General features: G+C 71.9%; 22 protein-coding genes. 6 read left to right on the top strand and 16 right to left on the bottom strand.

Annotation, left to right across the window (positions count from 1 at the left end; all coding sequences use genetic code 11):
- The first annotated feature begins 9 nt into the window (after nt 1-9).
- The 3 genes from J3P38_RS05620 to J3P38_RS05610 all read left to right on the top strand — a co-directional run bounded on the left by J3P38_RS05620 (nt 10) and on the right by J3P38_RS05610 (nt 1,792).
- Nucleotides 10-813, top strand: coding sequence for a trans-aconitate 2-methyltransferase (locus J3P38_RS05620; RefSeq protein WP_210502925.1), 804 nt, complete (start codon nt 10-12; stop codon nt 811-813).
- The gene (locus tag J3P38_RS05615; RefSeq protein WP_210502924.1) at nt 810-1,196 is read left to right on the top strand and encodes a VOC family protein; all 387 of its coding nucleotides are present in this window, start codon (nt 810-812) and stop codon (nt 1,194-1,196) included. The genes J3P38_RS05620 and J3P38_RS05615 overlap by 4 nt, the downstream gene beginning before the upstream one ends.
- A gap of 119 nt (nt 1,197-1,315) precedes the next feature.
- Nucleotides 1,316-1,792, top strand: a complete 477-nt coding sequence (locus J3P38_RS05610) for a hotdog fold domain-containing protein (protein ID WP_210438851.1) — start codon at nt 1,316-1,318, stop codon at nt 1,790-1,792.
- Between the two features lie 34 nt (nt 1,793-1,826).
- On the opposite strand, the gene J3P38_RS05605 is transcribed toward J3P38_RS05610, so the two are convergent.
- The 6 genes from J3P38_RS05605 to J3P38_RS05580 all read right to left on the bottom strand — a co-directional run bounded on the left by J3P38_RS05605 (nt 1,827) and on the right by J3P38_RS05580 (nt 7,051).
- Nucleotides 1,827-2,681 carry an amino acid ABC transporter permease gene (locus tag J3P38_RS05605; RefSeq protein ID WP_210438850.1) on the bottom strand — a complete coding sequence of 285 codons (855 nt, stop codon included), beginning with the start codon at nt 2,679-2,681 and terminating at the stop codon, nt 1,827-1,829.
- Nucleotides 2,678-3,367 (bottom strand): amino acid ABC transporter permease, encoded by a 690-nt coding sequence (locus tag J3P38_RS05600; RefSeq protein ID WP_210502923.1) that lies wholly within the window; start codon nt 3,365-3,367, stop codon nt 2,678-2,680. The genes J3P38_RS05605 and J3P38_RS05600 overlap by 4 nt, the downstream gene beginning before the upstream one ends.
- 80 nt (nt 3,368-3,447) lie before the next feature.
- The gene (locus J3P38_RS05595; protein ID WP_210502922.1) at nt 3,448-4,338 is read right to left on the bottom strand and encodes a glutamate ABC transporter substrate-binding protein; all 891 of its coding nucleotides are present in this window, start codon (nt 4,336-4,338) and stop codon (nt 3,448-3,450) included.
- Nucleotides 4,339-4,386: 48 nt separating this feature from the next.
- On the bottom strand, nt 4,387-5,163 hold the full coding sequence (locus tag J3P38_RS05590; RefSeq protein WP_210438847.1) for an amino acid ABC transporter ATP-binding protein: 777 nt from the start codon (nt 5,161-5,163) through the stop codon (nt 4,387-4,389).
- A 100-nt stretch (nt 5,164-5,263) separates the two neighbouring features.
- Nucleotides 5,264-5,761 carry a hypothetical protein gene (locus tag J3P38_RS05585; protein ID WP_210502921.1) on the bottom strand — a complete coding sequence of 166 codons (498 nt, stop codon included), beginning with the start codon at nt 5,759-5,761 and terminating at the stop codon, nt 5,264-5,266.
- Nucleotides 5,762-5,809: 48 nt separating this feature from the next.
- Complete coding sequence (locus J3P38_RS05580) at nt 5,810-7,051, bottom strand: glycoside hydrolase family 16 protein (protein ID WP_210502920.1); 1,242 nt, start codon at nt 7,049-7,051, stop codon at nt 5,810-5,812.
- 270 nt (nt 7,052-7,321) lie between these two features.
- On the opposite strand from J3P38_RS05580, the gene miaB reads away from it, so the two are divergent.
- On the top strand, nt 7,322-8,827 hold the full coding sequence (miaB, locus tag J3P38_RS05575; protein WP_210502919.1) for a tRNA (N6-isopentenyl adenosine(37)-C2)-methylthiotransferase MiaB: 1,506 nt from the start codon (nt 7,322-7,324) through the stop codon (nt 8,825-8,827).
- A gap of 148 nt (nt 8,828-8,975) precedes the next feature.
- Here miaB and J3P38_RS05570 read toward each other — a convergent pair whose 3' ends face one another.
- The 10 genes from J3P38_RS05570 to J3P38_RS05525 all read right to left on the bottom strand — a co-directional run bounded on the left by J3P38_RS05570 (nt 8,976) and on the right by J3P38_RS05525 (nt 20,232).
- Nucleotides 8,976-11,267, bottom strand: a complete 2,292-nt coding sequence (locus tag J3P38_RS05570) for a PQQ-dependent sugar dehydrogenase (RefSeq protein ID WP_210502918.1) — start codon at nt 11,265-11,267, stop codon at nt 8,976-8,978.
- A gap of 124 nt (nt 11,268-11,391) precedes the next feature.
- A complete protein-coding gene (locus tag J3P38_RS05565) occupies nt 11,392-12,099 on the bottom strand; it encodes a hypothetical protein (RefSeq protein WP_210502917.1) in 708 nt (235 codons plus the stop codon).
- A gap of 35 nt (nt 12,100-12,134) precedes the next feature.
- Nucleotides 12,135-13,040: a sugar phosphate isomerase/epimerase family protein gene (locus tag J3P38_RS05560; RefSeq protein ID WP_210438841.1), complete on the bottom strand. Its 906-nt coding sequence runs from the start codon at nt 13,038-13,040 to the stop codon at nt 12,135-12,137.
- Nucleotides 13,037-14,200, bottom strand: coding sequence for a dihydrodipicolinate synthase family protein (locus tag J3P38_RS05555; RefSeq protein ID WP_210502916.1), 1,164 nt, complete (start codon nt 14,198-14,200; stop codon nt 13,037-13,039). The genes J3P38_RS05560 and J3P38_RS05555 overlap by 4 nt, the downstream gene beginning before the upstream one ends.
- Entirely contained in the window at nt 14,197-15,336 is a 1,140-nt protein-coding gene (locus J3P38_RS05550) for a Gfo/Idh/MocA family protein (protein ID WP_210438839.1), read from the bottom strand. Before J3P38_RS05550 ends, J3P38_RS05555 begins: the two co-directional genes overlap by 4 nt.
- Nucleotides 15,337-15,375: 39 nt before the next feature.
- Complete coding sequence (locus tag J3P38_RS05545; RefSeq protein WP_210438838.1) at nt 15,376-16,146, bottom strand: ABC transporter ATP-binding protein; 771 nt, start codon at nt 16,144-16,146, stop codon at nt 15,376-15,378.
- Nucleotides 16,136-16,903, bottom strand: a complete 768-nt coding sequence (locus J3P38_RS05540; protein ID WP_210438837.1) for an ABC transporter ATP-binding protein — start codon at nt 16,901-16,903, stop codon at nt 16,136-16,138. The genes J3P38_RS05545 and J3P38_RS05540 overlap by 11 nt, the downstream gene beginning before the upstream one ends.
- Nucleotides 16,900-18,036 carry a branched-chain amino acid ABC transporter permease gene (locus tag J3P38_RS05535; protein WP_307807737.1) on the bottom strand — a complete coding sequence of 379 codons (1,137 nt, stop codon included), beginning with the start codon at nt 18,034-18,036 and terminating at the stop codon, nt 16,900-16,902. Before J3P38_RS05535 ends, J3P38_RS05540 begins: the two co-directional genes overlap by 4 nt.
- Nucleotides 18,037-18,040: 4 nt before the next feature.
- On the bottom strand, nt 18,041-18,919 hold the full coding sequence (locus J3P38_RS05530; RefSeq protein ID WP_210438836.1) for a branched-chain amino acid ABC transporter permease: 879 nt from the start codon (nt 18,917-18,919) through the stop codon (nt 18,041-18,043).
- An 83-nt stretch (nt 18,920-19,002) separates the two neighbouring features.
- Complete coding sequence (locus tag J3P38_RS05525) at nt 19,003-20,232, bottom strand: amino acid ABC transporter substrate-binding protein (protein WP_210438835.1); 1,230 nt, start codon at nt 20,230-20,232, stop codon at nt 19,003-19,005.
- Nucleotides 20,233-20,369: 137 nt separating this feature from the next.
- On the opposite strand from J3P38_RS05525, the gene J3P38_RS05520 reads away from it, so the two are divergent.
- Nucleotides 20,370-21,404, top strand: a complete 1,035-nt coding sequence (locus tag J3P38_RS05520; RefSeq protein ID WP_210438834.1) for a LacI family DNA-binding transcriptional regulator — start codon at nt 20,370-20,372, stop codon at nt 21,402-21,404.
- Nucleotides 21,401-22,480, top strand: coding sequence for a glycerate kinase (locus tag J3P38_RS05515; RefSeq protein WP_210438833.1), 1,080 nt, complete (start codon nt 21,401-21,403; stop codon nt 22,478-22,480). The genes J3P38_RS05520 and J3P38_RS05515 overlap by 4 nt, the downstream gene beginning before the upstream one ends.
- The last annotated feature ends 74 nt before the right edge of the window (nt 22,481-22,554 follow it).

The raw sequence follows: 22,554 nt of genomic DNA, 5'->3' as shown, positions 1-22,554 counted from the left end.
GATGGCGTCATGAGCCACACCTGGGACCCCGACCGCTACCTGGCGTACGCCGACGAGCGCGGCCGGCCATTCGTCGACCTGCTCGCCCGGGTACCCGCCGAGAACCCGCGGGTGGTCGTCGACCTCGGCTGCGGGCCGGGCAACCTCACCGCCCTCCTCGCCGACCGCTGGCGCAGCGCCTCGATCACCGGCGTCGACAGCAGTCCGGAGATGATCGAGGCGGCCCGCTCGCTCGGCGGCGTGCGGTGGGAGGTCGGCGACCTGCGCGACTGGGCCCGGCCCGACCCGCTCGCGCTGCGCGCGCCCATCGACGTGCTCGTCTCCAACGCCACGCTGCAGTGGGTGCCGGAGCACCTCGAGCTGCTCCCGGGCCTGGTCGACCGCGTCGCCGAGGGCGGGTGGCTCGCGTTCCAGGTCCCCGGCAACTTCGACGAGCCCAGCCACACCACGCGCGCCGAGCTCGCCTCGCAGGAGCCGTACGCCCGGCACGTCCGGGACGTGCGCGTACCTGCCAGCCACAGCCCGGAGACGTACGCCCGCGTGCTGATGGGCCTGGGCTGCGAGGTCGACGCGTGGGAGACGACGTACCTCCACGTGCTGACCGGGCCGGACCCCGTCTTCGACTGGGTGTCGGGCACGGGCGCCCGGCCGACCCTCCAGGCGCTGCCCGACGACCTGCGGCCGCGCTTCGAGGACGAGTTCAAGGCGCTGCTGCGCGAGGCGTACCCCGCCGACGCGGCCGGGCGCGTCCTGCTGCCGTTCCGCCGCATCTTCGTGGTCGCGCGCAAGCCGCAGGGGGTGGCGGTCCGGTGAGGCTGCACCACGTGCAGGTGGCCTGCCCGCCGGCAGGCGAGGACGCGGCGCGCCGCTTCTACCGCGACGGGCTCGGCATGACCGAGGTCGACAAGCCGGCGGGCCTGGCCGGCCGGGGCGGCTGCTGGTTCCGGGCGTACGACGACGCGGGCGAGGTCGCGGCCGAGCTCCACGTCGGGGTGGAGGACCCGTTCGCGCCGGCGCGGAAGGCGCACCCGGCCTTCGTGGTCGCGGACCTCGCCGAGGTGGCGGCCCGGCTGCGCGAGCTGGGCTTCGAGGTCGACGACAGCCAACGCGAGTCGTTCCCCGGCCACCTCCGCCTGCACACGTACGACGGCCACGGCAACCGGGTCGAGGTGCTCGCGCCGGCACGGACTTCCTGAGGGTTGTGCGAACTTCTCGGGGCGTGCAGGCCCCCGGAAGTTCGCAATCCCCCGCTTAGGCGGGGGATCGTCGAGCGGCGGGAGCGCCCCAAAAGTTACTGGCTGGTAGCATCCCGCGCATGTCTGACGTCCTCGACCTCTGGAGGAAGACCTCCGCGCTGCCCCTCGGGGCGCGGGTGTTCTCCCTCGCGTTCAGCCAGAAGGCGCCGTACTTCGCCTCGATCCGGCCGCGGTTCACCGTCGTCGAGCCCAACCGGGCCGAGCTGGTCGTCCGCAAGCGGCGCGCGGTGCAGAACCACCTCGGCACCGTGCACGCGATCGCGCTGTGCAACGGGCTCGAGGCGGCGATGGGCGCGCTCGCCGAGGCGAGCATCCCGCGTGAGCGGCGCTGGATCCCGAAGGGGATGGAGGTCGCCTACACCGCCAAGGCGACCACCGACATCACCTGCATCGCCGAGACCGACCCCGAGCAGTGGACCGCCCCGCTGCGCGACGGCTACGAGCTGCCGGTCCGCGTCCGCGGGGTCCGCGCCGACGGCACCGTGGTCGTCGAGGGCACGATCCGGCTCTGGGTGTCGCCGAGGCGCGGAGCCTAGGCACCAGCGACCCCCGCGGGGGCGCTGCTCCCGATCACACGTTGCGGCCGCCGTCGAGGTTCCCGACCGGGGTCAGCTCGAGCGGGTTCTTCTCGCCCACCAGGCGCTTCTGCACCATCGTGGCCACCCAGGTCAGGACGAGGTTGACCGCGACGTAGATGGCCGTGATGACGATCGCCGTCGGCACCTGGTTGGAGAACTCGAGGTAGATCGGCTTCGCCACGGCCGTCAGGCCGGGAGCGATGATGTAGTAGCCGAGGCTGGTGTCCTTGAGGGCGACGACCATCTGGCTGATGATCGCGGGCAGCATGATCTTGACGGCCTGCGGAAGCAGGACCGAGGTCATCACCTGCGACTTGCGCATGCCGATGGCGTACGCCGCCTCGGACTGGCCCTGCGGCACGGCGTTGATGCCGGCCCTGAACACCTCGGCGAGCACCGAGCCGTTGTAGAGCGTCAGGGCGATGACCACGCACCAGAACGACGTCAGCGGCCCGCCGCCGATGGCCAGCAGGAAGAACGTGAACACCATCAGCAGCAGGACCGGCACGGCCCGGAAGAACTCCACCACCAGCCAGGCCGGCCACCGCACCCACCCGCGGTCCGACAGCTTGGCCACGCCGAAGACCAGTCCGAAGACCACGGCGAAGATGACCGAGAAGAACGCCATCTTGAGCGTCTCGAGCAGGCCGTCGACGAGGATGAACTCGAGGTAGGCCGGCGTGACGAACGGCTCCCACAGCTCGTACTCGAGCTGTCCTGCGTCGTAGAGCTTCCACACCGCGAAGGCGACCAGGGCGAGCAGCGCCACGACGCTGACGACGGAGTAGACCCGGTGCCGGGCGACGGTCTTGGGCCCGGGGGCGTCGAAGAGGACCGATGCACTCATCGCGCCACCTTGACCTTCCGCTCGACGAGGTAGGACGACAGCGAGATCACCTCGACGACGACGACGTACCCGATCGCGAACGCGAGGAAGATGCCGATCCGCTGGTCGGCGTTGTCGTTGGTGAAGGAGCGCATCGTGGCGGTCGCCTCGGCGATGCCGAAGGCGGCCGCCACCGAGGTGTTCTTGGCCAGCGCGATCAGCACGCTGGTCAGCGGCGGGATCACGGCCCGTGCCGCCTGGGGAAGGATCACGAGGTTCATCGACTGGGCGAAGGTGAGCCCGATCGCGCGACCGGCCTCGGCCTGGCCCAGGGGGACGGCGTTGACGCCCGAACGCATCGCCTCGCACACGAACGCCGAGGTGTAGAGCGTGAGCGCCAGGCAGGCGCGGAAGAAGAAGGCGGAGACGTTGTAGCCGGCGATCTCCACGCCCTCGACGAACTTGAAGTTGTAGCCCAGCACCGGCATCGCGATGAAGATGAAGATGAAGATCATCAGCAGCGGCGTGTTGCGGAAGAGCGTGACGTAGACCGCCGCGGCCTTGTTGAGGATCGACACGGGGCCGACGCGCATGACGGCCAGGAGAGTTCCCAGCACCAGCGAGGCGATGCCGGAGACGACGAACAGGCCGATGGTCAGGCCGAACGCCATCAGGTACTCGCCGGAGTTCGAGAACACCGCGTCCATGGGCGGCGGGCTCCTCTCTGCGGGACGCCGGCGGGCACGAGGCCCGCCGGCGTCCGATCAGGTGGTGAGGTCGTCGACCGTCAGGCGGCCGGGCACTCGTCCATCGCGGGCGGCTCGGGCGTCTCGACACCCGACTGGCCGAGGGTCGCCTCGAACGCGGTGGCCCAGTCGCCGTTGTCCTGGGCCTCCGTCAGCGTGTCCACGATCCACTGGCACATCTCGGGCTTGTCGAGGCTGTAGCCCACGCCGTAGCGCTCCTCGGAGAAGGGCTCCACGACGACCTTGAGCTCGTCGGGGTTCTCCGCGGCGTAGCCGAGCAGGATCGCGCCGTCGGTCGTCATGGCGTCGACGGTGCCGCTGAGGACCTGGTCGACGCACTCGGAGTAGGTGTCGAAGCCGCGGGGCTTGGCGCCCTCGGCCTTGATGTTCTCCAGCGACGTCGAGCCGGTCACCGAGCAGACCTCGGTGCCCGCGACGTCCTCGAGGGTCTCGATCTCGCTGTCGGCGCGCACCAGCAGCTGCTGGCCGGTGACGTAGTACGGGCCGGCCTGGCCGACGATCTGGCGGCGCTCGTCGGTGATGGAGTACGACGCGATGACGAGGTCGACCTCACCCTCCTGCAGGAAGGGCTCCCGGTTGTCGGAGATGGTCTCCTTCCAGGTGATGTCCTCCGGGGCGATGCCCAGGGACCCGGCGAGGATCTTGCCGATCTCGGGGTCGAAGCCGACCGGCATGTCGTCGGTGGCGCCCTTGAAGCCGATGCCGGGCTGGTCGTACTTCACGCCGATGGTGATCTTGCCGGACTCGGCGAACTCCTTCATCGCCGTGCCGTCCTCGAACTCGTCGGCCGCGTTCTCGGCGACGTCGACGTCGGTGGCCTCGCCGCCGTCCTCGCCGGCGTCGCCGCAGGCGGCCAGCGAGAGCGCCAGCCCGACCGTCGCCACGACGGCCTTCGTACGGATGAATCGCATCTGCTTCTCCCTTGTCTGTGGTGCGGGAACTCGTGGGTCGCGGAACTCTCAGTGCTTGAGGATCTTGCCGAGGAAGTCCTTGGCGCGGTCCGAGCGCGGGTTGGTGAAGAACTCCTCGGGGGTGTTCTCCTCGACGATCGCGCCGTCGGCCATGAAGACGACGCGGTGCGCGGCCGTGCGGGCGAAGCCCATCTCGTGGGTGACGACGATCATCGTCATGCCCTGCTCGGCGAGGTCGACCATGACGTCGAGGACCTCCTTGATCATCTCCGGGTCGAGCGCGGAGGTCGGCTCGTCGAAGAGCATCACCTTCGGCTCCATGGCCAGCGCGCGGGCGATGGCCACGCGCTGCTGCTGCCCGCCGGAGAGCTGGGCGGGGTACTTCTCGGCCTGGTGGCCGACGCCGACGCGGTCGAGGAGCTCACGCGCCCTCTTCTCCGCCTCGGACCGGCCCGTCCCGCGGACCTTGATCGGGCCCAGGGTGACGTTCTCGAGGATCGTCTTGTGGGCGAAGAGGTTGAAGCTCTGGAAGACCATGCCGACCTCGGCGCGCAGCGCCGCGAGCGCCTTGCCCTCCTGGGGCAGGGCCTTGCCGTCGAGGGTGATCGTGCCCTCGTCGATGGTCTCGAGGCGGTTGATCGTGCGGCAGAGCGTGGACTTGCCGGAGCCGGAGGGGCCGATCACCACGACGACCTCGCCCCGCTTGACGGTGAGATCGATGTCCTTGAGGGCGTGGAGCTGCCCGAAGTGCTTCTGGACGCCGCTCAGCACGACGAGGGGCTCGCCCCGGCCGGCGCTGACGGTGGCCGTTCCCTGCGCGGTCATAGGCGCAACCTATCGGCAGGTGACCGGGGCGGGCCATCGGCGCCGGGCCTCGTCGGGCCACCGTCACCGTTTCGTGACCCGCCGGCCGGCACCCGCCACCTCAGAGGACGTGCACCACTCCTGCCTCGGGGTCCCACCGCCGCAGGGTGGTGAGGCGGAGGACGACGTCCTCGTGCCCGAGCACCTCGAGTGCTCGCGACACGTCGGCGCGCGGGATGCGCCGCGCGAGGGTGACGTGCGGCAGCCACCCCGAGTGCTGGACGTCGGCGACGCCGACGCGCAGGTCGAGGACCGCCCGCACGAGCGCGTCGGGGACGTCGACGATGCGCACGAGCGACACCCGGTTGCCGCCGAGCAGGGCGACACCGGCGGCGCGCACCTCGACCGGCAGCAGCGGGGAGAGCAGCCGCACGGCACGCCGGTCCTCGGCGGGCCCGAGGGCAGGCGCGGCGGCGACCGTCACGTGGGGACTGTTGGTGGCGCCGCGGTGGTCGAGCTGGGACGGCAGCCCCGCGTCGTGCAGCGCCTGCCAGTCCCGGCGTACGACCTCGCAGCCGGACGCGTCCGGCAGCAGCTCGAGCGCGTGCATGCGGGGCATGCGGCGAGCCTAGGCGTGGGGTGCTCCGGTCGCGCGCCCGAGCCGGGGTCAGGAGGTCCTGCGGCCCTGGGTGACCCGGGAGGTCTGGCGCGACGTCGCGTCGAAGACCCGCACCCAGTCGACCTGGGCGGTGTCGCCGAGCTCGTCGGGGGAGAGGTCGTCGAGCTCGTAGTCGGAGGTGAGGTTGGACAGCACGAGGTACTGCGGGACCTGCGAGACGGCCTTCGTCTCCCGGTAGTACTCGCGGCCGTCGATGCGGAAGACGTACTCGCGGGGGGTCCACTCGACCGAGAAGACGTGGAACTCCTGCCACCACGAGCGGCCGTCGAGCGAGCGGCGCGCGGCCGGGAACAGGTCGCCCAGGCTCACCTTGTCCCAGCCCGCCTCGTAGTAGTGCACGTGCGAGCCGATGGTCTCGTTGCCGCGGCCGTTCTCGCCGAAGAACTCCATGACGTCGATCTCGGTGCCGCCGGCCGGCACGCCGTCGACGTACGTCGTGCCCTGCGGCAGCAGCCAGAAGCCGGAGTGCATCCCCTTGGCTCGCTGCGGCTTGATCCGGGCGGCGACGATGCCGTGGCGGAAGGCGCGGGTGTGCTCCGTGGCCACCTGGCTGTTGAGCAGGTACGGGCTGGTGCCGCTCGTGCCCCGGCTGGTGTAGCTGCACGGGCTGCCGAGGCGCTGCGGGTCCGCGGCGACGCCGAGGTGCAGCACGCCGCCCTCGACGCGACGGGCGGCCGCGTCCACCCGGGCGCACGTGCGCGGGGCGTAGACGCTCTCGTGCTCGCGGCGCTGGTCGTTCCACACCGACGCGTCGAGGGACGAGCCGGAGAAGGTGTCCTCGAACTCGGGCGTCCAGGCCGAGGTCGTGACCGCGCGGGTCGTCCAGGTGTGGCCGGCGCGGACGGCGCGGGCGCGGTAGGTGCCGGCGCCGGGGGAGAACGCAGCGGAGCCCCAGGCGTCCTCGGTCGTGGTTGCGACGGCCCGCCAGCCGCGCCCGGTCCTCCTCTCCAGCACGACCCGCCGGCCGGGGGCCGCTGGGGCGAAGGTCGCCAGCAGGCTGCCGGTCGAGCTCGGTGCCTGGGGCGTGGTCCCCGGCGCGACGATCGGGGGCAGCGAGGCGAGGGTGGCGGTGACCGCGGTGCGAGCGCCGCGCTCGCGGCCCGCGGGACCGTCCGCGGCGTGGCCCTGGGGCACACCGCTGAACAACAGGACGGTAACAACCGCCACGAGCAGCGCGATGCGGTTCCCCGCCTGTCCCGCCCGGCCATCAACCACGCTGTCGAGCTGCACGGTCCGTCCTCCTCGTGGATGGTCCCAGGGGACCCGCCGCGGATTCCGCGGCACGCGACGTTACCCATTTGTGGATGTCTGAGGAGATCTTGAGTTGTTCGAGGCGCAGCCGTGGGACTTGTGAGGAACAACCACCTCAACGAGTTACCCGGATGGCCCGATCGGGCCAGGCGAGTGTCCGTCCGACAGCCCCACGTGCGGCGGCTGCCCGTGAGCGCCGACGACGTGCGATTCGGGCGACCCCGCGGACCGCCGTACCCTTGACCGGTCATGAACACTGCCGTCGAGACCCCTGCGCGCACCTACGAGGTCAGGACCCACGGGTGCCAGATGAACGTCCACGACTCCGAGCGGCTGAGCGGCCTGCTCGAGGACGCGGGCTATGTCCGGGCCGCCGACGACGCGCAGGCCGACGTCGTCGTCTTCAACACCTGCGCGGTGCGGGAGAACGCCGACAACAAGCTCTACGGCAACCTCGGCCACCTCGCCCCGGTCAAGGCGCAGAAGCCGGGCATGCAGGTCGCTGTCGGCGGGTGCCTGGCGCAGAAGGACCGGGAGACGATCACCCGGCGCGCGCCGTGGGTCGACGTCGTCTTCGGCACCCACAACATCGGCTCGCTGCCGGTCCTGCTCGAGCGGGCACGCGTCCAGGAGGAGGCGCAGGTCGAGATCCTCGAGTCGCTGTCGGTCTTCCCCTCCACGCTGCCGACCAAGCGGGAGTCGGCGTACGCCGCCTGGGTGTCGATCTCGGTCGGGTGCAACAACACCTGCACGTTCTGCATCGTCCCCTCGCTGCGCGGCAAGGAGAAGGACCGCCGGCCCGGTGAGGTGCTCGCCGAGGTCGAGGCGCTCGTCGCCGAGGGCGTCACGGAGGTGACCCTGCTCGGCCAGAACGTCAACGCCTACGGCGTCGAGTTCGGCGACCGCCAGGCGTTCTCGAAGCTGCTGCGCGCCTGCGGAGACATCGAGGGCCTCGAGCGGGTGCGCTTCACCTCGCCGCACCCGGCCGAGTTCACCGACGACGTCATCGAGGCGATGGCCCAGACGCCCAACGTGATGCCGTCGCTGCACATGCCGCTGCAGTCGGGATCGGACTCGGTGCTGCGCGCGATGCGCCGGTCCTACCGCCGGTCGAAGTACCTCGGCATCATCGAGCGGGTCCGTGCCGCCATCCCGGACGCCGCGATCACCACCGACATCATCGTCGGCTTCCCCGGTGAGACCGAGGAGGACTTCCAGGCCACGCTCGACGTGGTCCGGGCCGCCCGGTTCTCGGCCGCGTTCACCTTCCAGTACTCCAAGCGCCCCGGCACCCCGGCGGCCGCGCTGGAGGACCAGGTCGACCCGGCGGTCGTGAAGGACCGCTACCAGCGACTCGTCGAGGTCGTCGAGGAGATCTCCTGGGCGGAGAACAAGGCCCTCGTGGGTCGCACCGTCGAGCTGATGGTCGCCGAGGGCGAGGGCCGCAAGGACGTCGCGACCAAGCGGCTGTCCGGCCGCGCCCGCGACAACCGGCTGGTCCACTTCGCCGCCGACTTCTCCGGCGTCGACGCCGACTCGGTGCGCCCCGGCGACATGGTGACCGTCGACATCACCTACGCCGCCCCGCACCACCTCGTCGCCGACGGCGCGATCAGGTCCGTGCGCCGCACGCGCGCCGGCGACGCGTGGGAGCGGCGTACGTCGGCGCCCGCCTCGCCGTCCGCCTCGGTGGGGCTCGGGATGCCCTCGATCGGGGTGCCTGCGCCGCTCCCGCCGGCGCCGGTCTGCGGCTGAGGCCGGACTCTGGACGACGACGCGGAGGATCCGGGTCACCAGGTGACCCGGATCCTCCACGTCGTCCGCCGGCACGACGAAGGGCCCGGCCGCCTCTCGGCGACCGGGCCCCTGCCCAGTGGGTGATCAGTGCGTGATCAGTGCGTGATCAGCGCAGGTACCGGCGGTACTGCCGCGCCACCTCGGACGCGGACGCCACGTCGTCGAGGAACACCAGGTCGTCCATGCGGCAGTTGCACGGGTTGCGCTCGGTGCCGTTCTGCGGGAACGAGCCACCGATCTTGATGCCGCGGGGGTTGGTCGCCGACGTCCCGGTGCCGTCGACCTTCCACGGGTCGTTGGTGGCGGTGTAGAAGCCGTCCACCGCCTTGCCGTTGCGGTAGAGCGCCATCGAGCCGTCGTCGAAGTCGAACGTCGCCGCCAGGTGCACCCACTCGCCCTGCGGGAGCAGCTCCTGCCACGGCTGCGAGGCGGCGTACGTCCACGAGCTGCCGTTGTCGAGGCGCCGGCCCAGGGCGACGAGCTTGAGCTCGCCGTTGACCTGGATCAGCTCGAGGAGGGCTCGGACGCCGTGCCCGTCGGAGTTGCCGGCGAGCACGCCGGCGAGGCCGATCGCGTTGTAGCCGGGCGTCGGGTTCTGGCCGGTCATCTTGAACCAGCCCATCACGGTCGTGCCGTCGGCGTTGCTGAACCGCGACAGCGAGGCGACGCCGTCGGCGTCGGACTCGTAGACGCCGGCCTTCCAGGCGGTGCCGGTCGGCGACTCGGCGGCGCTGTGCACCTGCAGGGCGTTGTTGGAGCCGGGGTAGGCGCCGTCGTCGACGCGCATCCGGTCGCCGCCGTTGACCAGCCGGATGAGGGTGCGGCTGGGCCCCTGGTCGACCTCATAGGAGTCGTTCGCGGCGAAGGGGTGCTCGAAGTCGTACGCCGCCACGACGTCGTCCGCCAGGGCGGGCTCGATGTCCTTCTCGACCGGGGCCCGCACGGTGTCGCTGACCTTCCAGATCATGCCGTTGGCCTTGGCGAGCAGGTAGAGGTTGCGCTCGGAGTCGGTGCCGAAGCGGAGGTCGACCCGGCCGTCGCCGACGAAGTCCGACATCCGCATGCGGGTGCCCGAGGCGTCGTAGAGCTGCAGCTCGTGGACCTCGGCCTCGCGCTCGGAGTCGTCGCGCATGTGCGCCGCCGTGGCGTAGTAGACCTCGCCCTTCACGAGGTCGCCGAAGACGTACTTGCCCTTGAGGCCGGGCAGGTGGCCCCGGTGGACGTGGCCGCCGGAGATGGCGTGGCCGGAGTCGGCGTTGCAGCTCCAGTTCGCCGGGGTCTCGTGGGCGTAGGACGCGACCGGGAAGTCGTAGCCCTTGGCGGCCTGCTCCGCGGTCATCGGGTCGAGGCGGCACTGGGTGTCGTTCTGGTAGTCCAGGCGCGACTCGACGTCGGGCCACCCGAAGTCGTCGCCGGCGTCGACCTCGTAGACGGCCTCGATGGCCCGCTGGCCGATGTGGCCGAGGAACATGTCGTGCTTGCCCGCCACGTCCCAGCTGAACCGGTGCGGGTCGCGCATGCCGATGGCCCAGATCTCGCCGAGCGCGCCCGGCTCACCGACCCACGGGTTGCTGTCGGGGATGCCGTAGCGACCGTTGGGGGCGTCCGTCCCGGCCGGGTCGATCCGCAGGATCTTGCCGGAGGGGTCGGCCAGCTGCTGCGGGAGGTCGGTCTCCACGCCGTAGCCGCCGTCGCCGACGGCGAGGTAGAGCAGGCCGTAGTCGTCGTCGCCCGGCTTCGCCGTGGGGTTGAAGTCGATCTGCTGGATGGCGTGGATCTGGCTGGCGAAGCGGTAGCGGAACAGCTCGCGGCTGCTGCCGGTGAAGGTGTCGGCCGAGGGGTCGTCGGCGGTCCACTCGGTGACGACGCTCTGGACGCCGCCGGAGCGCAGCGGCTGGCCCGGGTAGGTCTGCGCGCCCGGAGCCGTCGGGTTCTCGGTGTGGGTGGTGTAGAACTTCCCGTTGTCCTCGAACTCGGGGTGGAAGGCCACGAAGCCGAAGCCCGAGCCGAGGCCGCGCCAGGCCAGGAACTCCGGGAACCGCGCCTTCACGTCGAGGTAGACCGACGGCTCGCGGTCCTCGAGGAAGTACAGGTTGCCGTTGAGGTCCGGGACGTAGAGCCGGCCCGAGCCGTCGGGCAGCTCGCCGATGTGGTTGATCCGGTTGTGCCGGGTGCCGATGCGGACGTCGGTCCACGGGCCGTTGGGGGTCGACGCGGGCAGCTGCGCGTACTCCTCGAGCACGAGCCCGAGCGTGGAGGGGGAGGGGTCGGGCGGGATCGGAGGTGCTACCGACCCCGATCCGGCCCCGCCGGCCGTGGCGGGGAGCGCGACGGGGGAAAGGGCTGCGGCCGCCACTGACGTGGAGACGGCGGCGACCCACCAGCGTGTCTTTCGCATGGGGTGTCCCTACTGTTGAAGTGGTTGGAGACAACTGCTGCCGCGGTCTTCCTCTGCCGGGGCCCGTGGCAGCCTCCGTCGGCTCCCCGGCGCGGCCGGGGGGCCGACGGGGATCAGGGGGAGGTCACGACGTCGTGCCCTCGACGGGGGTGCCGGTCGCGCGGAAGTGGCGGGTGCGGCCGAAGTTGTCGAAGGAGCCGAATCCCACGCGGCCCCCGCTGAACGTCGTGTCGGTGGCCGTCATGAGCGGCTCGGCCGCGTCGTCGACGTACACCGCGATCTCGCCGGAGCCGGCGTCGTAGTCGACGCGCACGTCGTGCCAGTCGGCGTCGGTGACGGCGGGCGGTGCGCCCACCGACCCGGTCCACTGGTCGTCGATGCGGCGCCGGTCGGCGTTGTCGACGACGAAGATGCCGTTGTGGGGGTAGATGGTGTTGTCCTGCGAGAAGTGCGCGTAGTAGAAGCGCCTGGGGCCCTGGTAGTTCCAGATGACGACGACGTCGCGGTTGCTGACGGCGACGGACTCGTCGAGCCGGACCTCGGCCTCGACGCTGACGTCGGAGAGCCGCGGCCCCTTCGTCACGACGGCGTACTCGAAGGGCCTCCGCACGCCGTCGTTCGGGTTGGTCCCGGGGCGGGTGAGGACCACCTGGTTGCCCTCGAAGGACCACAGGTCGTCGGTGAGGGGGTCCCAGTGCTGCGGTGTCGCCGGGGCGACCACCCGCGTGGTGCGGACGTCGTCCGGTGCGGACGGGGCGGGCGCTGCGACGGCGGCGGGCCCGGCCAGGGCCGCGCTCGCGACCAGGGCGGTGGTGATCCTTCTGCGGTGCATGGTCCACGTGCCTTTCGGGGTTGGAGGGTGGGTGTCTACAGGTGCGGCTCCACGAGCTCGACGTAGCGCCGCGCGAGCGTGTCCACGACGTCGCGGCCGTCGGCGGCCCACACGTCGGCGTTGAAGATCTCCACCTCGACGTCGCCGGTGTAGCCGGCGGCTGCGACGAGGGAGGTCAGGCGGGCGAAGTCGATGTGCCCGTCGCCCATCATCCCGCGCGAGAGCAGCGCGTCGGGCGGCAGCGGGGTGATCCACTCGCACACCTGGTACGACGCGATGCGCGCGCCGGCGCGGGCGATCTGCTCCTCGACCCCGGGCTCCCACCACACGTGGAAGGTGTCGACGACGACGCCGACCGCCTCGGCGGGCAGCGGCTCGGCGATGTCGAGGGCCTGCGCGAGGGTGGAGACGACGCCGCGGTCGGCGGCGAAGATCGGATGCATCGGCTCGATCGCGAGCCGCACCCCGACCTCGAGCGCGTGCGGCACGAGGGCCTCGATGGCCTCGGCGGCACGGGCCCGCGCCGCGGGCAGGTCTCGGTCGCCGGCCGGGAGGCCGCCGGGGACGAGCACCAGGCAGGGGGCGCCCAGGGCCGCCGCCTCGTCGAGGGCCCGCCGGTTGTCGTCGTGGCGCTCGGCCCGGGAGAGGTCGCCGGCGCCGGTGAAGAACCCGCCGCGGCACACCGACGAGACGCGGAGGCCGGCGTCGGAGACCCATCGAGCCGCGGTCGCGAGACCGACCTCGGCGACCGGCTCGCGCCAGGCGCCGATGGCCGGCAGCCCGGCGGCGACGCAGCCGTCGATCACCTCGCGCAGGCCCCACCCGTCCACCGTCTTCTGGTTGAGCGAGAGGCGCGCGAGCCGGGGGTCGCCGGGCGCCGGCGTCTCGACCCGCGCCGGTGCGCCGGAGGGGACGTCGAGGGCCACGTCGACGGTGGTCATCGGGCGAGTCCCGCTCCGTCGAGCCACACGCGCATCCGGTGCGCGGCGACCTCGGGGTCGGGGAGCAGCCGTGCCTCGTCGGCGAGCGCGAAGAGCCGGCCGAGGTGCACCGCGCTGCGCGCCGACTGCAGGCCGCCGACCATGGTGAAGCCCGGCTGGTGGCCGCACAGCCACGACAGGAACGCGATGCCGGTCTTGTAGTGGTAGGTCGGGGCCTCGAAGACGTGCCGCGAGAGCGGCAGCGTCGGCGCCATCTCGGCGTCGTAGGCGTCGAGGTCGCCCTCGTCGAGCGCGGTGAGCGCGGCGGAGGCGGCCGGGGCGACGGCCGCGAACGCGCCGAGCAGGGCGTCGGAGTGGTGCGTGCCGTCGCCGCGGATGAGCTCGGGGTAGTTGAAGTCGTCGCCGGTGTAGAGGCGCACGCCCTCGGGCAGGGCGGCGCGCAGCCCGGTCTCGTGCTCGGCGGAGAGCAGGGAGACCTTGACCCCGTCGACCTTGTCGGCGTGCTCCCGCACCAGGTCGAGGAAGGTCGCCGTGGCGGCGTCGACGTCGCTCGAGCCCCAGTAGCCGCGCAGCTGCGGGTCGAACGCCTCGCCGAGCCAGTGCAGGATGACCGGCTCGCGCACCTGCTCGAGCAGCCGGGAGTAGACCGCCAGGTAGTCGTCGGGTCCGGCGGCGACGGCGGCCAGCTGGCGCGAGGCCATGAGGATCACCTGGGAGCCGGTGGACTCCACGAAGGCGACCTGCTCCTCGTAGGCGGCCCGGACCTCCTCGAGGGTGGCCGCGGCGGGAGCGTGGTCGGTGCCGGCGCCCGACGCGATGCGGGCGTCGTACTCCTGCGCCTGCTGCGCGCTGCGCCGGACGAGCTCCTGCACGGCCGGCCAGTCGAGCCCCATGTTGCGCTGCGCGGTGTCCATCGCCTCCGCGACGCCGAAGCCGTAGCGGAACAGCTCACGGCGGAAGGCCAGCGTCGACTCCCAGTCGACCACGGCGGGGGCGCCGGGGACGTTCTCGCCGCGCGGGTCGGCCACGACGTGGGCGGCGGCGAAGGCGACCCGCTGCTCGTAGGGGCGCGGGTGGTCCTTCCACTGGCGCGGCTCGTGGAGGGTGACCGTCTCCCACCCGCCGTCGGCGAGGGGCACGTCCACCGAGGTCGGGCTCATCGCAGGGTCACCCGCCGGCCCTCGCGGGAGGACGTGAGACCGGCGTCGACCAGCTCGAGGCCCCGCACGCCGGCGGCGAAGTCGTAGCGGTGGGGGCGGCCGTGGTGGACGTCGAGCAGGTACTGCTCCCACTGGGCGCGGAAGCCGTTGCCGAACTGCTGGTTGTCGGGGATCTCGCGCCACTGGCCGCGGAAGTCCTCGGTGGTCGGCAGGTCGGGGTTCCAGACCGGCATCGGCGTGGCCTCGCGAGGCTGGATGCGGCAGTTGAACAGCCCGGCGACCGCCGATCCGTGGGTGCCGTCGACCTGGAACTCGACGAGCTCCTTGCGCTCGACGCGCACCGCCCAGGAGGAGTTGACCTGGGCGATGACGCCGCCGGCCAGCTCGAAGATGGCGTACGCCGCGTCGTCGGCGGTGGCGTCGTAGCGCTCGCCGTTCTCGTCCCAGCGCTCCGGGATGTGGGTCACCGCCTTGGCGGTGACCGCCTCCACGGCGCCGAAGAGGTTCTCCAGGACGTAGTTCCAGTGGCAGAACATGTCGAGGACCATCCCGCCGCCGTCCTCGGCGCGGTAGTTCCAGCTCGGGCGCTGCGCGGGCAGGTAGTCGCCCTCGAAGACCCAGTAGCCGAACTCGCCGCGCACCGAGAGGATCCGCCCGAAGAAGCCGGAGTCCACCAGCCGCTTGAGCTTCATCAGCCCCGGCAGGTAGAGCTTGTCGTGCACGACGCCGTTGATGATGCCGCTCTTCTCCGCCGCGTCGACCAGCTCCTGGCCCTCGGCGACGGTCTCGGCGATCGGCTTCTCGGTGTAGACGTGCTTGCCCGCGGCGGCGGCCTTGAGGATCGCCTTCTTGCGCTCGCTGGTGACCTGGGCGTCGAAGTAGACCGGCGCCGGGTCCTCGGCGAGGACGGTGTCGAGGTCGGTGGACCAGTCGGCGATGCCGTGCTGGTCGGCGAGCCGGGCGAGCTTGTCGGCGTTGCGACCGAGGAGCACCGGCTCCACCTGCAGGCGGGTGCCGTCGGGGAGCGGGATCCCGCCGTCGTCACGGATGGCCAGGATGGAGCGCAGCAGGTGCTGGCGGTAGCCCATGCGGCCGGTGACGCCGTTCATCAGGATGCGGGTGGTGGAGTCGGGCATGGTGGGTCCTCACGATCGAGGTCGTCGGGTGGGCGTACGTCAGGTGGCGGGGGAGGCGGCGGGCCGGCCGCCGAGGTAGAGCTCGGCGAGCTGCGGGTCGCGCAGCAGCTCGTCGGCCGGGCCGGAGATGTGGACGCGGCCGAGGTCGAGCACGCAGCCGAGGTCGGCCGTCTCCAGCGCCCGGCGGGCGTTCTGCTCGACCAGCAGCACGGCGGTGCCGGCGTCGCGCATCCGCACGACCTGCTCGAAGACCGTGCCGGTGGCCTTGGGGTCGAGCCCCATGGACGGCTCGTCGAGCAGCACGACCTGGGGGCTGACCATCAGCGACCGGGCGAACTCGACCTGCTTCTGCTGGCCGCCGGAGAGCGCTCCGGCGAGCGCGTTCCACCGGTCGGCGACGACGGGGAACAGCGTCTTGACGAAGTCGATGCGGTCGTTGACCTCGCCCTTGTCCTTGACGGAGTAGGCGCCCAGCCGGACGTTCTCCTCGACCGTCATCTCCTTGAACACGCTGTGGCCCTGCAGGACGTGCGAGAGCCCGGCGGCGAGCATCTGCTGCGGCGAGTTCTTCGTGACGTCCTTGCCGGCGACGCGGATGGTGCCCGAGCGCGGGGTGAGCATGCCGCTGGCGACCTTGAGGACCGTGGACTTGCCGGCGCCGTTGGGACCGACGAGGCACACGACGGTGGCCGGCGGGACCTTGACGGTGAGCCCGCGGAGCACGAGCGCCGCCCGGCCGTAGCCGGCCTCGACGTCGTCGAGCTCGAGGAGGTACTGCTCGGAGGCGCGGGGAGTGGTGTCAGATGCCAAGGTAGGCCTCCAGGACTCGGGGGTCGCTCTGCACGACCGTCGGGGTGCCCTCGCAGATGGGGCGGCCGCGGTCGAAGACCACGACGTGGTCGGAGAGGCCCATGACCAGCTCCATGTTGTGCTCCACGACGATGAACGTCTTGCCCTCGGCGTTGAGCGAGCGCACCAGGTTGGCGATGCGGTCGATGAGCGCCGGGTTCACGCCGCCGGCGGGCTCGTCGAGCATGATCGTCTCGGGGTCGGCCATCAGCACGCCCGCGAGCTCGAGGAGCTTCTGCTGGCCGTAGGAGATGTCGCGGGCCAGCGAGTGCTCGAGGTGCTCGATGCCGACGCGGGCCAGCAGGCCGCGGGCCCGGTCGAGCTCCTCGGCGTCGCGCGCCGAGGCCAGCTGGCGCCGCAGCGACGTCGAGCGGACCGCGACGAGCATGTTCTCCATGACCGTCATCCGCGGGAACACGCGGCAGAGCTGGAAGCTGCGGCCCACGCCGGCGCGGGCGATGCGGTGCGGCGCCTTGCCCGTGATGTCGGCCCCGCGATAGCTCACCGTGCCCTCGTCGGGCTTGATCATCCCGGTGACGCAGTTGAAGAACGTCGTCTTGCCCGAGCCGTTGGGGCCGATCAGCGCGTTGACCTTGCCGTGGTGGAAGGTCACCGACGCGCCGTCGACGGCGGTGACGCCGCCGAACCTCTTCGTCAGGCCGACGGTCGCCAGGCTCGCGGTCTGCTGGGCCGGGGCGGCGTCCGCGGTGGCGGTCATGAGCGGGCTCCTTCGGTGACGGTGCTGTCGCTGGTCGGGATGTCGGTGCCGTCGTCGGTCCGCGCCTGCTGGTCGGCCTGGGCGGCCTCCGGGCCGGCCGTGCGCCGCTGCTCGGCGAGCTCGGCCTGGGTGACCTCGCGGATCGACGTCTTCTGCGGCCGGAACCGGTCGACGAGGTTCGTCGCGGCGGGGATGATCCCGTCGGGCATGAACAGCACGACCAGGCCGAGGAGCAGGCCCATGGCGACGAGGTGGAACTGCGTGTCGCCGTACTGGTTCTTGAAGTACTCCACGGCGTAGCCCACGATCACCGCCCCGAGGAACGGTCCGAACAGGCTGCGGATGCCGCCGAGCAGGCTCATCAGCACCATGTAGGAGCCGACCAGGATCGAGAACTGGAAGATCGGGTCGAGGAAGCCGAACCACAGGGCGTACAACCCGCCGCCGAGGGCGGTGAAGAACGCCGACACCACGAACGCGATGAGCTTGTAGGTGAACGTCGGGACGCCGAGGGCCTGCGCCTTGTCCTCGTCCTCGCGGATGGCCTTGAGGCCCATGCCGAAGCGCGAGCGGTCGATGAGCCACCACGTGAGCAGCGCGACGGCCAGCAGGGCCGCGTGGAGGTAGAAGAACCGCTCGTGCTGCTCGGGCCGCAGCACCTCGGGGCCGAAGGGCCGCGGCACGCGCAGGCCGTTGGAGCCACCGGTGAACGAGCCCCACGACTGGAAGACCAGCAGCAGGATCAGCACGAGGGCGATCGAGACGATCACGAAGGACGCGCCACGCACCCGGAGGCTGGCGATGCCGATCGGGACCGCGAGCACGGCGACGGCCAGTCCGGCGAGCAGCATCCCGAGCCAGGGATTGACCCCGGTGTGGATGACCAGCAGGCCGGTGGCGTAGCCGCCGAGGCCGGAGTACGCCGCGTGGCCGAGGGAGATGTAGCCGGTGAACCCGCCGACGAAGTTCCACGAGGTCGCCAGGACGGCGTAGCTCATGATCACCACGCCCACCGAGAGGATGAACGGGTTGGCCGCCACGGACGGGAAGGACAGGACCGCGGCCGCGAGGACCAGCAGACCGACCGCCTTGAGGGCCACCGACCCGCGCGAGCGCCGGTCGGTCGTGGACACGGTGTCAGAAGCGCTGGGCAAGACGACCTCCGAAGAATCCCTGCGGTCGCACCATGAGGGTGGCGAACAACGCGATGTAGAAGAACGTCTGGGCCCACGTGGTGCCCAGGGGGATCTGGAGCAGGGCCTGGCCCATGCCGAGCACCATCGCCGCGATGGCCGCGCCGGGGATGCTGCCGAGGCCGCCGACGACGATGATCGCCATGAGCGGGCCGATCCAGTGCCAGTGGAGCGAGGGGTAGAACGTCGAGTCCAGCGCGAGCGCCGTGCCGCCGATCGCCGCCGTGGCCAGGCCGAGGCCGAAGCCGTAGCCCGCGACCCGCTCGGTGTTGATGCCGATGAGGCGGGCGGCCTCGGGGTGCTGGATCGTGGCCCGCAGCGCCTGGCCGAACTGCGTCTTCTTCATGAGCAGGAAGAGCGCGGCGAGCGAGACGACGGCGAGGGCGAAGGCGATGAGCTTGACCACCGCGACGTTGGCGCCGAAGACCTCGAAGTTCGCGCCGCCGTAGTCGAGCCGGATGCGGCGCTGGGTGCCGCTGAAGGCGAAGCCCAGCATGCCCTCGATCACCAGGGCGATCGAGAAGGTCAGCAGCACCGACATCATCGTCAGTGTCGCCGGGCGCAGCCGGCTGATGAGCACCCGCTGCATGAGCACGCCCATCGCGAAGAACAGCGGCACGGTGAGCACGAGGGACAGCAGCGGGTCGAGGCCGGTCTCGCTGGTGAACCACCAGGCGAGGTAGGCGGCGAGGATCAGGAACGCCGAGTGGGCGATCATCACCACGCGCATCACGCCGAAGTAGAGGGTGAGGCCGGCTGCGAGGAGGGCGTAGAGCCCGCCCAGCAGCACGCCCAGCACCAGGCTCTGGAGGAGCAGGGACATGGCAGGGGCCTAACGGTCGGGGGCGTCGGTGGGTCGGGTGGCCCGAGCTGGTCGGGCGCCGGGCGCTGGTCGGCGGGCGGAGGTCACCAGGCCGGCTTCTCGAGGATGAGCTCGGCCTCGGCGGCCTCCTCGGGCAGCACGATGCGGATCTTGCCGTCGACGTACTGCTGGATGAGGTGGGCGCCCTCGGGCCGGCCCTGCTCGTCCCAGGTCAGCGGGCCGACCACGGTCTCCACTTCGTTCTCCCGCAGCCAGTCGATGAGCTGGGACTGGCACTCGGGGTCCGGGCTGGCGCACTCGACGGCCTCGACCGCGGCGGCGACGACCTGGCCGGTGGTCCAGGCGTTGGCCTCGTCCTCGGCCGGCGGCGTGCCGTTGCGCTCGGTGTAGTACTCCACGAACTCCTGGTTGGTGGGGTAGTCCGCCTCGGGCGTGTAGCCGGTGGGGGAGAGGATGCCCTCGGTCTTGCTGCCGATCGCCTCGGGGAACTCCGGGTTGGTCGGCGCGGTGGAGAAGGCGGCCATCTTGGGCTGGTAGTCGAGCTGCTGCAGCGCCACGATCATGTTGACGGCGTCCTGGTACTGCGTGCCGCCCACGACGACGTCGGCATTGCTGTCGGCGATCTTCGCCGCGATCGAGCCGAAGTCGGTGGTGTTGGGCGGGTAGACCTCGTCGACGACGGTCTCCACGCCCATCTCCTCGAGCCGGGACTTCAGGCCGTAGGCGGTGCCCATGGCGAACGGGTCGTCCATCGCGGCGTAGGCGGCGGTCTTGGGGCGCTGGGCCTCCGGGAGCGCCTCGATGGCGTCGGCGAGGTAGTCGTAGTGGTCGTCGGCGATGGCCGGGGCGGCGTAGAAGAGGTTGTCGAAGCCCTGGGTGAAGACCTCCTCGGCGGCACCGGCCGGCTCCACGAAGAGGAAGCCGTAGTCCTGGGCCACCTGCGCGGCCGGGACCACCAGGCGGGTGGAGAAGGGCCCGAAGACGAGGTCGACCCCGTCCTGGTTGATGAGCTTCTCGTAGTCGGCCGCGACGCGGTCGGCGTTGGACTGGTCGTCGAGGATGGTGAGCTCGACGTCGCGCCCGAGGAGGCCGCCGTTCTCGTTGACGTAGTCGGCCCACGCCTCGTAGCCGCGCTGCACGCCCTTGCCGGGCTCGGAGAAGTCTCCGGTCAGCGGCAGCGAGATGCCGATCTTGATCGGGCCGTCGCCGTCCTCGGCGGAGTCGCCGCCGGCGCCCGAGCTCATGCACGCAGTCAGCGCCAGGCAGGACGCCAGCGCGAGTCCGGCCACGCGGTAGGGGGTCTTCACCAACATGTCACTCCTCGGGGTGTGCGATGCCGTGTTCAGCGGCGTAAGCGCTTTCGTAAGCGCTTTCGGGTACTGTAGGCACAGCCGGGGTGGTGTGGCAAGGGTCACATATCGTCTAATCGGGACCGGCAGCGAGGAGAGCCATGAGCACCAGGCGGGCGGCCACCCTGCGCCTGCAGGACGTGGCCGAGGCGGCCGGCGTCTCCATCGCCACCGCCTCGCGCAGCCTCTCGGGCTCCCCCGGCGTGAGCGAGACGGTGGCCGAACGGGTGCGTGAGGTGGCGTCCACCCTCGGCTACGTCGCCAACGTGCACGCACGGAGCCTGGCCGGGGGCCCCACGCGGACGGTCGGCCTGGTCGTCCACGAGATCGGCGACCCCTACTTCTCCGAGATCGCGAGCGGCCTCCTCGGCGTCGGCGCCCGCGAGGGCCTCACCGTGCAGATCTGCCACACCGGTCGTGACCCCGAGCGGGAGCTCGCGCAGCTGCGCATGCTCATCGCCAACCGCGTCGGGGCGATCGTGATCGCCGGTTCGGGACTGGTCGACCCGAGCCTGCAGGCGCCTGCCAAGGCCGAGCTTCAAACGTTCCGCCGCGCGGGCGGACGGGTCGCGGTCATCGGCCGCCACCACCTCGGGGTCGACGCGGTGCTGCCCGACAACGTGGAGGGCGCCCGCGCCGTGGCCCGGCACCTGCTCGACCTCGGTCACCGCCGCGTCGCCGTGGCGGCCGGCTCCCGGCAGCTCACGACCGTCGCGGACCGCCTCGCCGGCCTGCAGCAGGCCTTCGCCGACGCCGGGCTCGACTTCGCCGCCGTGCCGGTGGTCGAGACCGACTTCACGCGCGCCGGCGGCAAGGCCGCCGCCGAGCAGATCCTGGCCGAGCACCCGGGCGTCACCGCGGTGCTGGCCCTCAACGACGACATGGCCATCGGCGTGCTGTCCGCGCTCCGGGCGCGCGGGGTCTCGGTGCCGCGGGAGGTGTCGGTCACCGGGTTCGACGACGTCGCCGTGGCCGGCGACCTCGCCCCGTCGCTCACCACCGTGCGGCTGCCGATGGGGGAGATGGGGGAGCAGGCGCTGGTGCTCGCGCTCAAGAAGCCGGGGACCCGTCCCCGGCGGCGCCACGTGGACGCCGAGCTCGTCGTCCGCGACTCCTCCGGGCCGCCGCCGTCATGAGCGAGCCACGCGTGCTGGTCGCGCCCGACAAGTTCAAGGGCTCGCTGCCCGCCCACGAGGTGGCGCGGGCCCTCGCCGACGGCGTGAGCAAGGCCCGTCCGGACGCCCGGATCGAGTGCCTGCCCGTCGCCGACGGAGGCGACGGCACTCTGGACGCCGCCGTCGCCAGCGGGTTCGAGCGGGTCGAGGTGGTCGTCGCGGGACCCACCGGGGAGCCGGTGACGACGGCGTACGCCCGCCGGGGGACGACCGCGGTCGTCGAGATGGCCGACGCCTGTGGGCTGGCACGGCTCCCGGAGGGGGTCCTCGCGCCCATGACGGCGACCAGCCGCGGGCTAGGCGAGGCGGTGGCGGCCGCGCTCGACGCGGGGTGCCGCGAGCTGGTGGTGGGCATCGGCGGCAGCGCCAGCACCGACGGCGGAGCCGGGATGCTGGCCGCGCTCGGAGCCGGAATCTCGGCGGACGGCGTGGACCTCGGCGGCCTGCACCCGGCGCTCGCGGAGACGCGGATCGTCGTGGCGTGCGACGTCGACAACCCGCTGACCGGCCCGGACGGCGCGGCCGCGGTCTACGCGCCGCAGAAGGGCGCGACCCCCGACCAGGTGGCCGAGCTCGACGCGCGGCTCGACCGCTGGGCCGACGCGGTGGCGCTCGCGACGGGAGCCGACCGGCGCGACGAGGCCGGCGCCGGGGCGGCCGGGGGCGTGGGGTTCGGTCTCGTGGCGGTGCTGGGCGCCGAGCTGCGACCGGGCATCGACCTCATGCTCGACCTGCTGGGCTTCGCCGATCGGGTCCGCGGCGCCGACCTCGTCCTCACCGGTGAGGGCTCGCTCGACGAGCAGAGCCTGCGCGGCAAGGCGCCGGTGGGCGTGGCGACCGCGGCCGCCCGGGTCGGCGCGCCGGTCGTCGCGGTCTGCGGCCGCCGGCTCCTGACCGACGCCCAGGTGACGGGGGCCGGCTTCGCGGCCGCCCACGCGCTGACCGACCTCGAGCCCGACGTCGCGACGTGCCTCCGCGAGCCCGCCCGACTGCTGGTCGACCTGGGCGAGCGGATCGGGCGCGAGCACCTCGGCTGAGGCCCGACCACACGCGGCGTGAGCGTGGAGGATCCGAGCCACCAGGTGACCCGGATCCTCCACGACGCTCGCCG

This window comes from Nocardioides xinjiangensis (assembly GCF_017916455.1).
Taxonomy (GTDB): Bacteria; Actinomycetota; Actinomycetes; order Propionibacteriales; family Nocardioidaceae; genus Nocardioides; species Nocardioides xinjiangensis.
Note: the sequence above shows the minus strand (reverse complement) of the source record. Positions and strands in the feature narration are given on the sequence as shown.

Bases quoted from the DNA above. Each gene is read 5' to 3' on its own strand.
- J3P38_RS05620 (WP_210502925.1), top strand. From the start codon at position 10: ATGAGCCACACCTGGGACCCCGACCGCTACCTGGCGTACGCCGACGAG.
- J3P38_RS05610 (WP_210438851.1), top strand. From the start codon at position 1,316: ATGTCTGACGTCCTCGACCTCTGGAGGAAGACCTCCGCGCTGCCCCTC.
- J3P38_RS05605 (WP_210438850.1), bottom strand. From the start codon at position 2,681: ATGAGTGCATCGGTCCTCTTCGACGCCCCCGGGCCCAAGACCGTCGCC.
- J3P38_RS05600 (WP_210502923.1), bottom strand. From the start codon at position 3,367: ATGGACGCGGTGTTCTCGAACTCCGGCGAGTACCTGATGGCGTTCGGC.
- J3P38_RS05595 (WP_210502922.1), bottom strand. From the start codon at position 4,338: ATGCGATTCATCCGTACGAAGGCCGTCGTGGCGACGGTCGGGCTGGCG.
- J3P38_RS05590 (WP_210438847.1), bottom strand. From the start codon at position 5,163: ATGACCGCGCAGGGAACGGCCACCGTCAGCGCCGGCCGGGGCGAGCCC.
- J3P38_RS05585 (WP_210502921.1), bottom strand. From the start codon at position 5,761: ATGCCCCGCATGCACGCGCTCGAGCTGCTGCCGGACGCGTCCGGCTGC.
- miaB (WP_210502919.1), top strand. From the start codon at position 7,322: ATGAACACTGCCGTCGAGACCCCTGCGCGCACCTACGAGGTCAGGACC.
- J3P38_RS05570 (WP_210502918.1), bottom strand. From the start codon at position 11,267: ATGCGAAAGACACGCTGGTGGGTCGCCGCCGTCTCCACGTCAGTGGCG.
- J3P38_RS05565 (WP_210502917.1), bottom strand. From the start codon at position 12,099: ATGCACCGCAGAAGGATCACCACCGCCCTGGTCGCGAGCGCGGCCCTG.
- J3P38_RS05560 (WP_210438841.1), bottom strand. From the start codon at position 13,040: ATGACCACCGTCGACGTGGCCCTCGACGTCCCCTCCGGCGCACCGGCG.
- J3P38_RS05555 (WP_210502916.1), bottom strand. From the start codon at position 14,200: ATGAGCCCGACCTCGGTGGACGTGCCCCTCGCCGACGGCGGGTGGGAG.
- J3P38_RS05550 (WP_210438839.1), bottom strand. From the start codon at position 15,336: ATGCCCGACTCCACCACCCGCATCCTGATGAACGGCGTCACCGGCCGC.
- J3P38_RS05540 (WP_210438837.1), bottom strand. From the start codon at position 16,903: ATGACCGCCACCGCGGACGCCGCCCCGGCCCAGCAGACCGCGAGCCTG.
- J3P38_RS05530 (WP_210438836.1), bottom strand. From the start codon at position 18,919: ATGTCCCTGCTCCTCCAGAGCCTGGTGCTGGGCGTGCTGCTGGGCGGG.
- J3P38_RS05525 (WP_210438835.1), bottom strand. From the start codon at position 20,232: ATGTTGGTGAAGACCCCCTACCGCGTGGCCGGACTCGCGCTGGCGTCC.
- J3P38_RS05520 (WP_210438834.1), top strand. From the start codon at position 20,370: ATGAGCACCAGGCGGGCGGCCACCCTGCGCCTGCAGGACGTGGCCGAG.
- J3P38_RS05515 (WP_210438833.1), top strand. From the start codon at position 21,401: ATGAGCGAGCCACGCGTGCTGGTCGCGCCCGACAAGTTCAAGGGCTCG.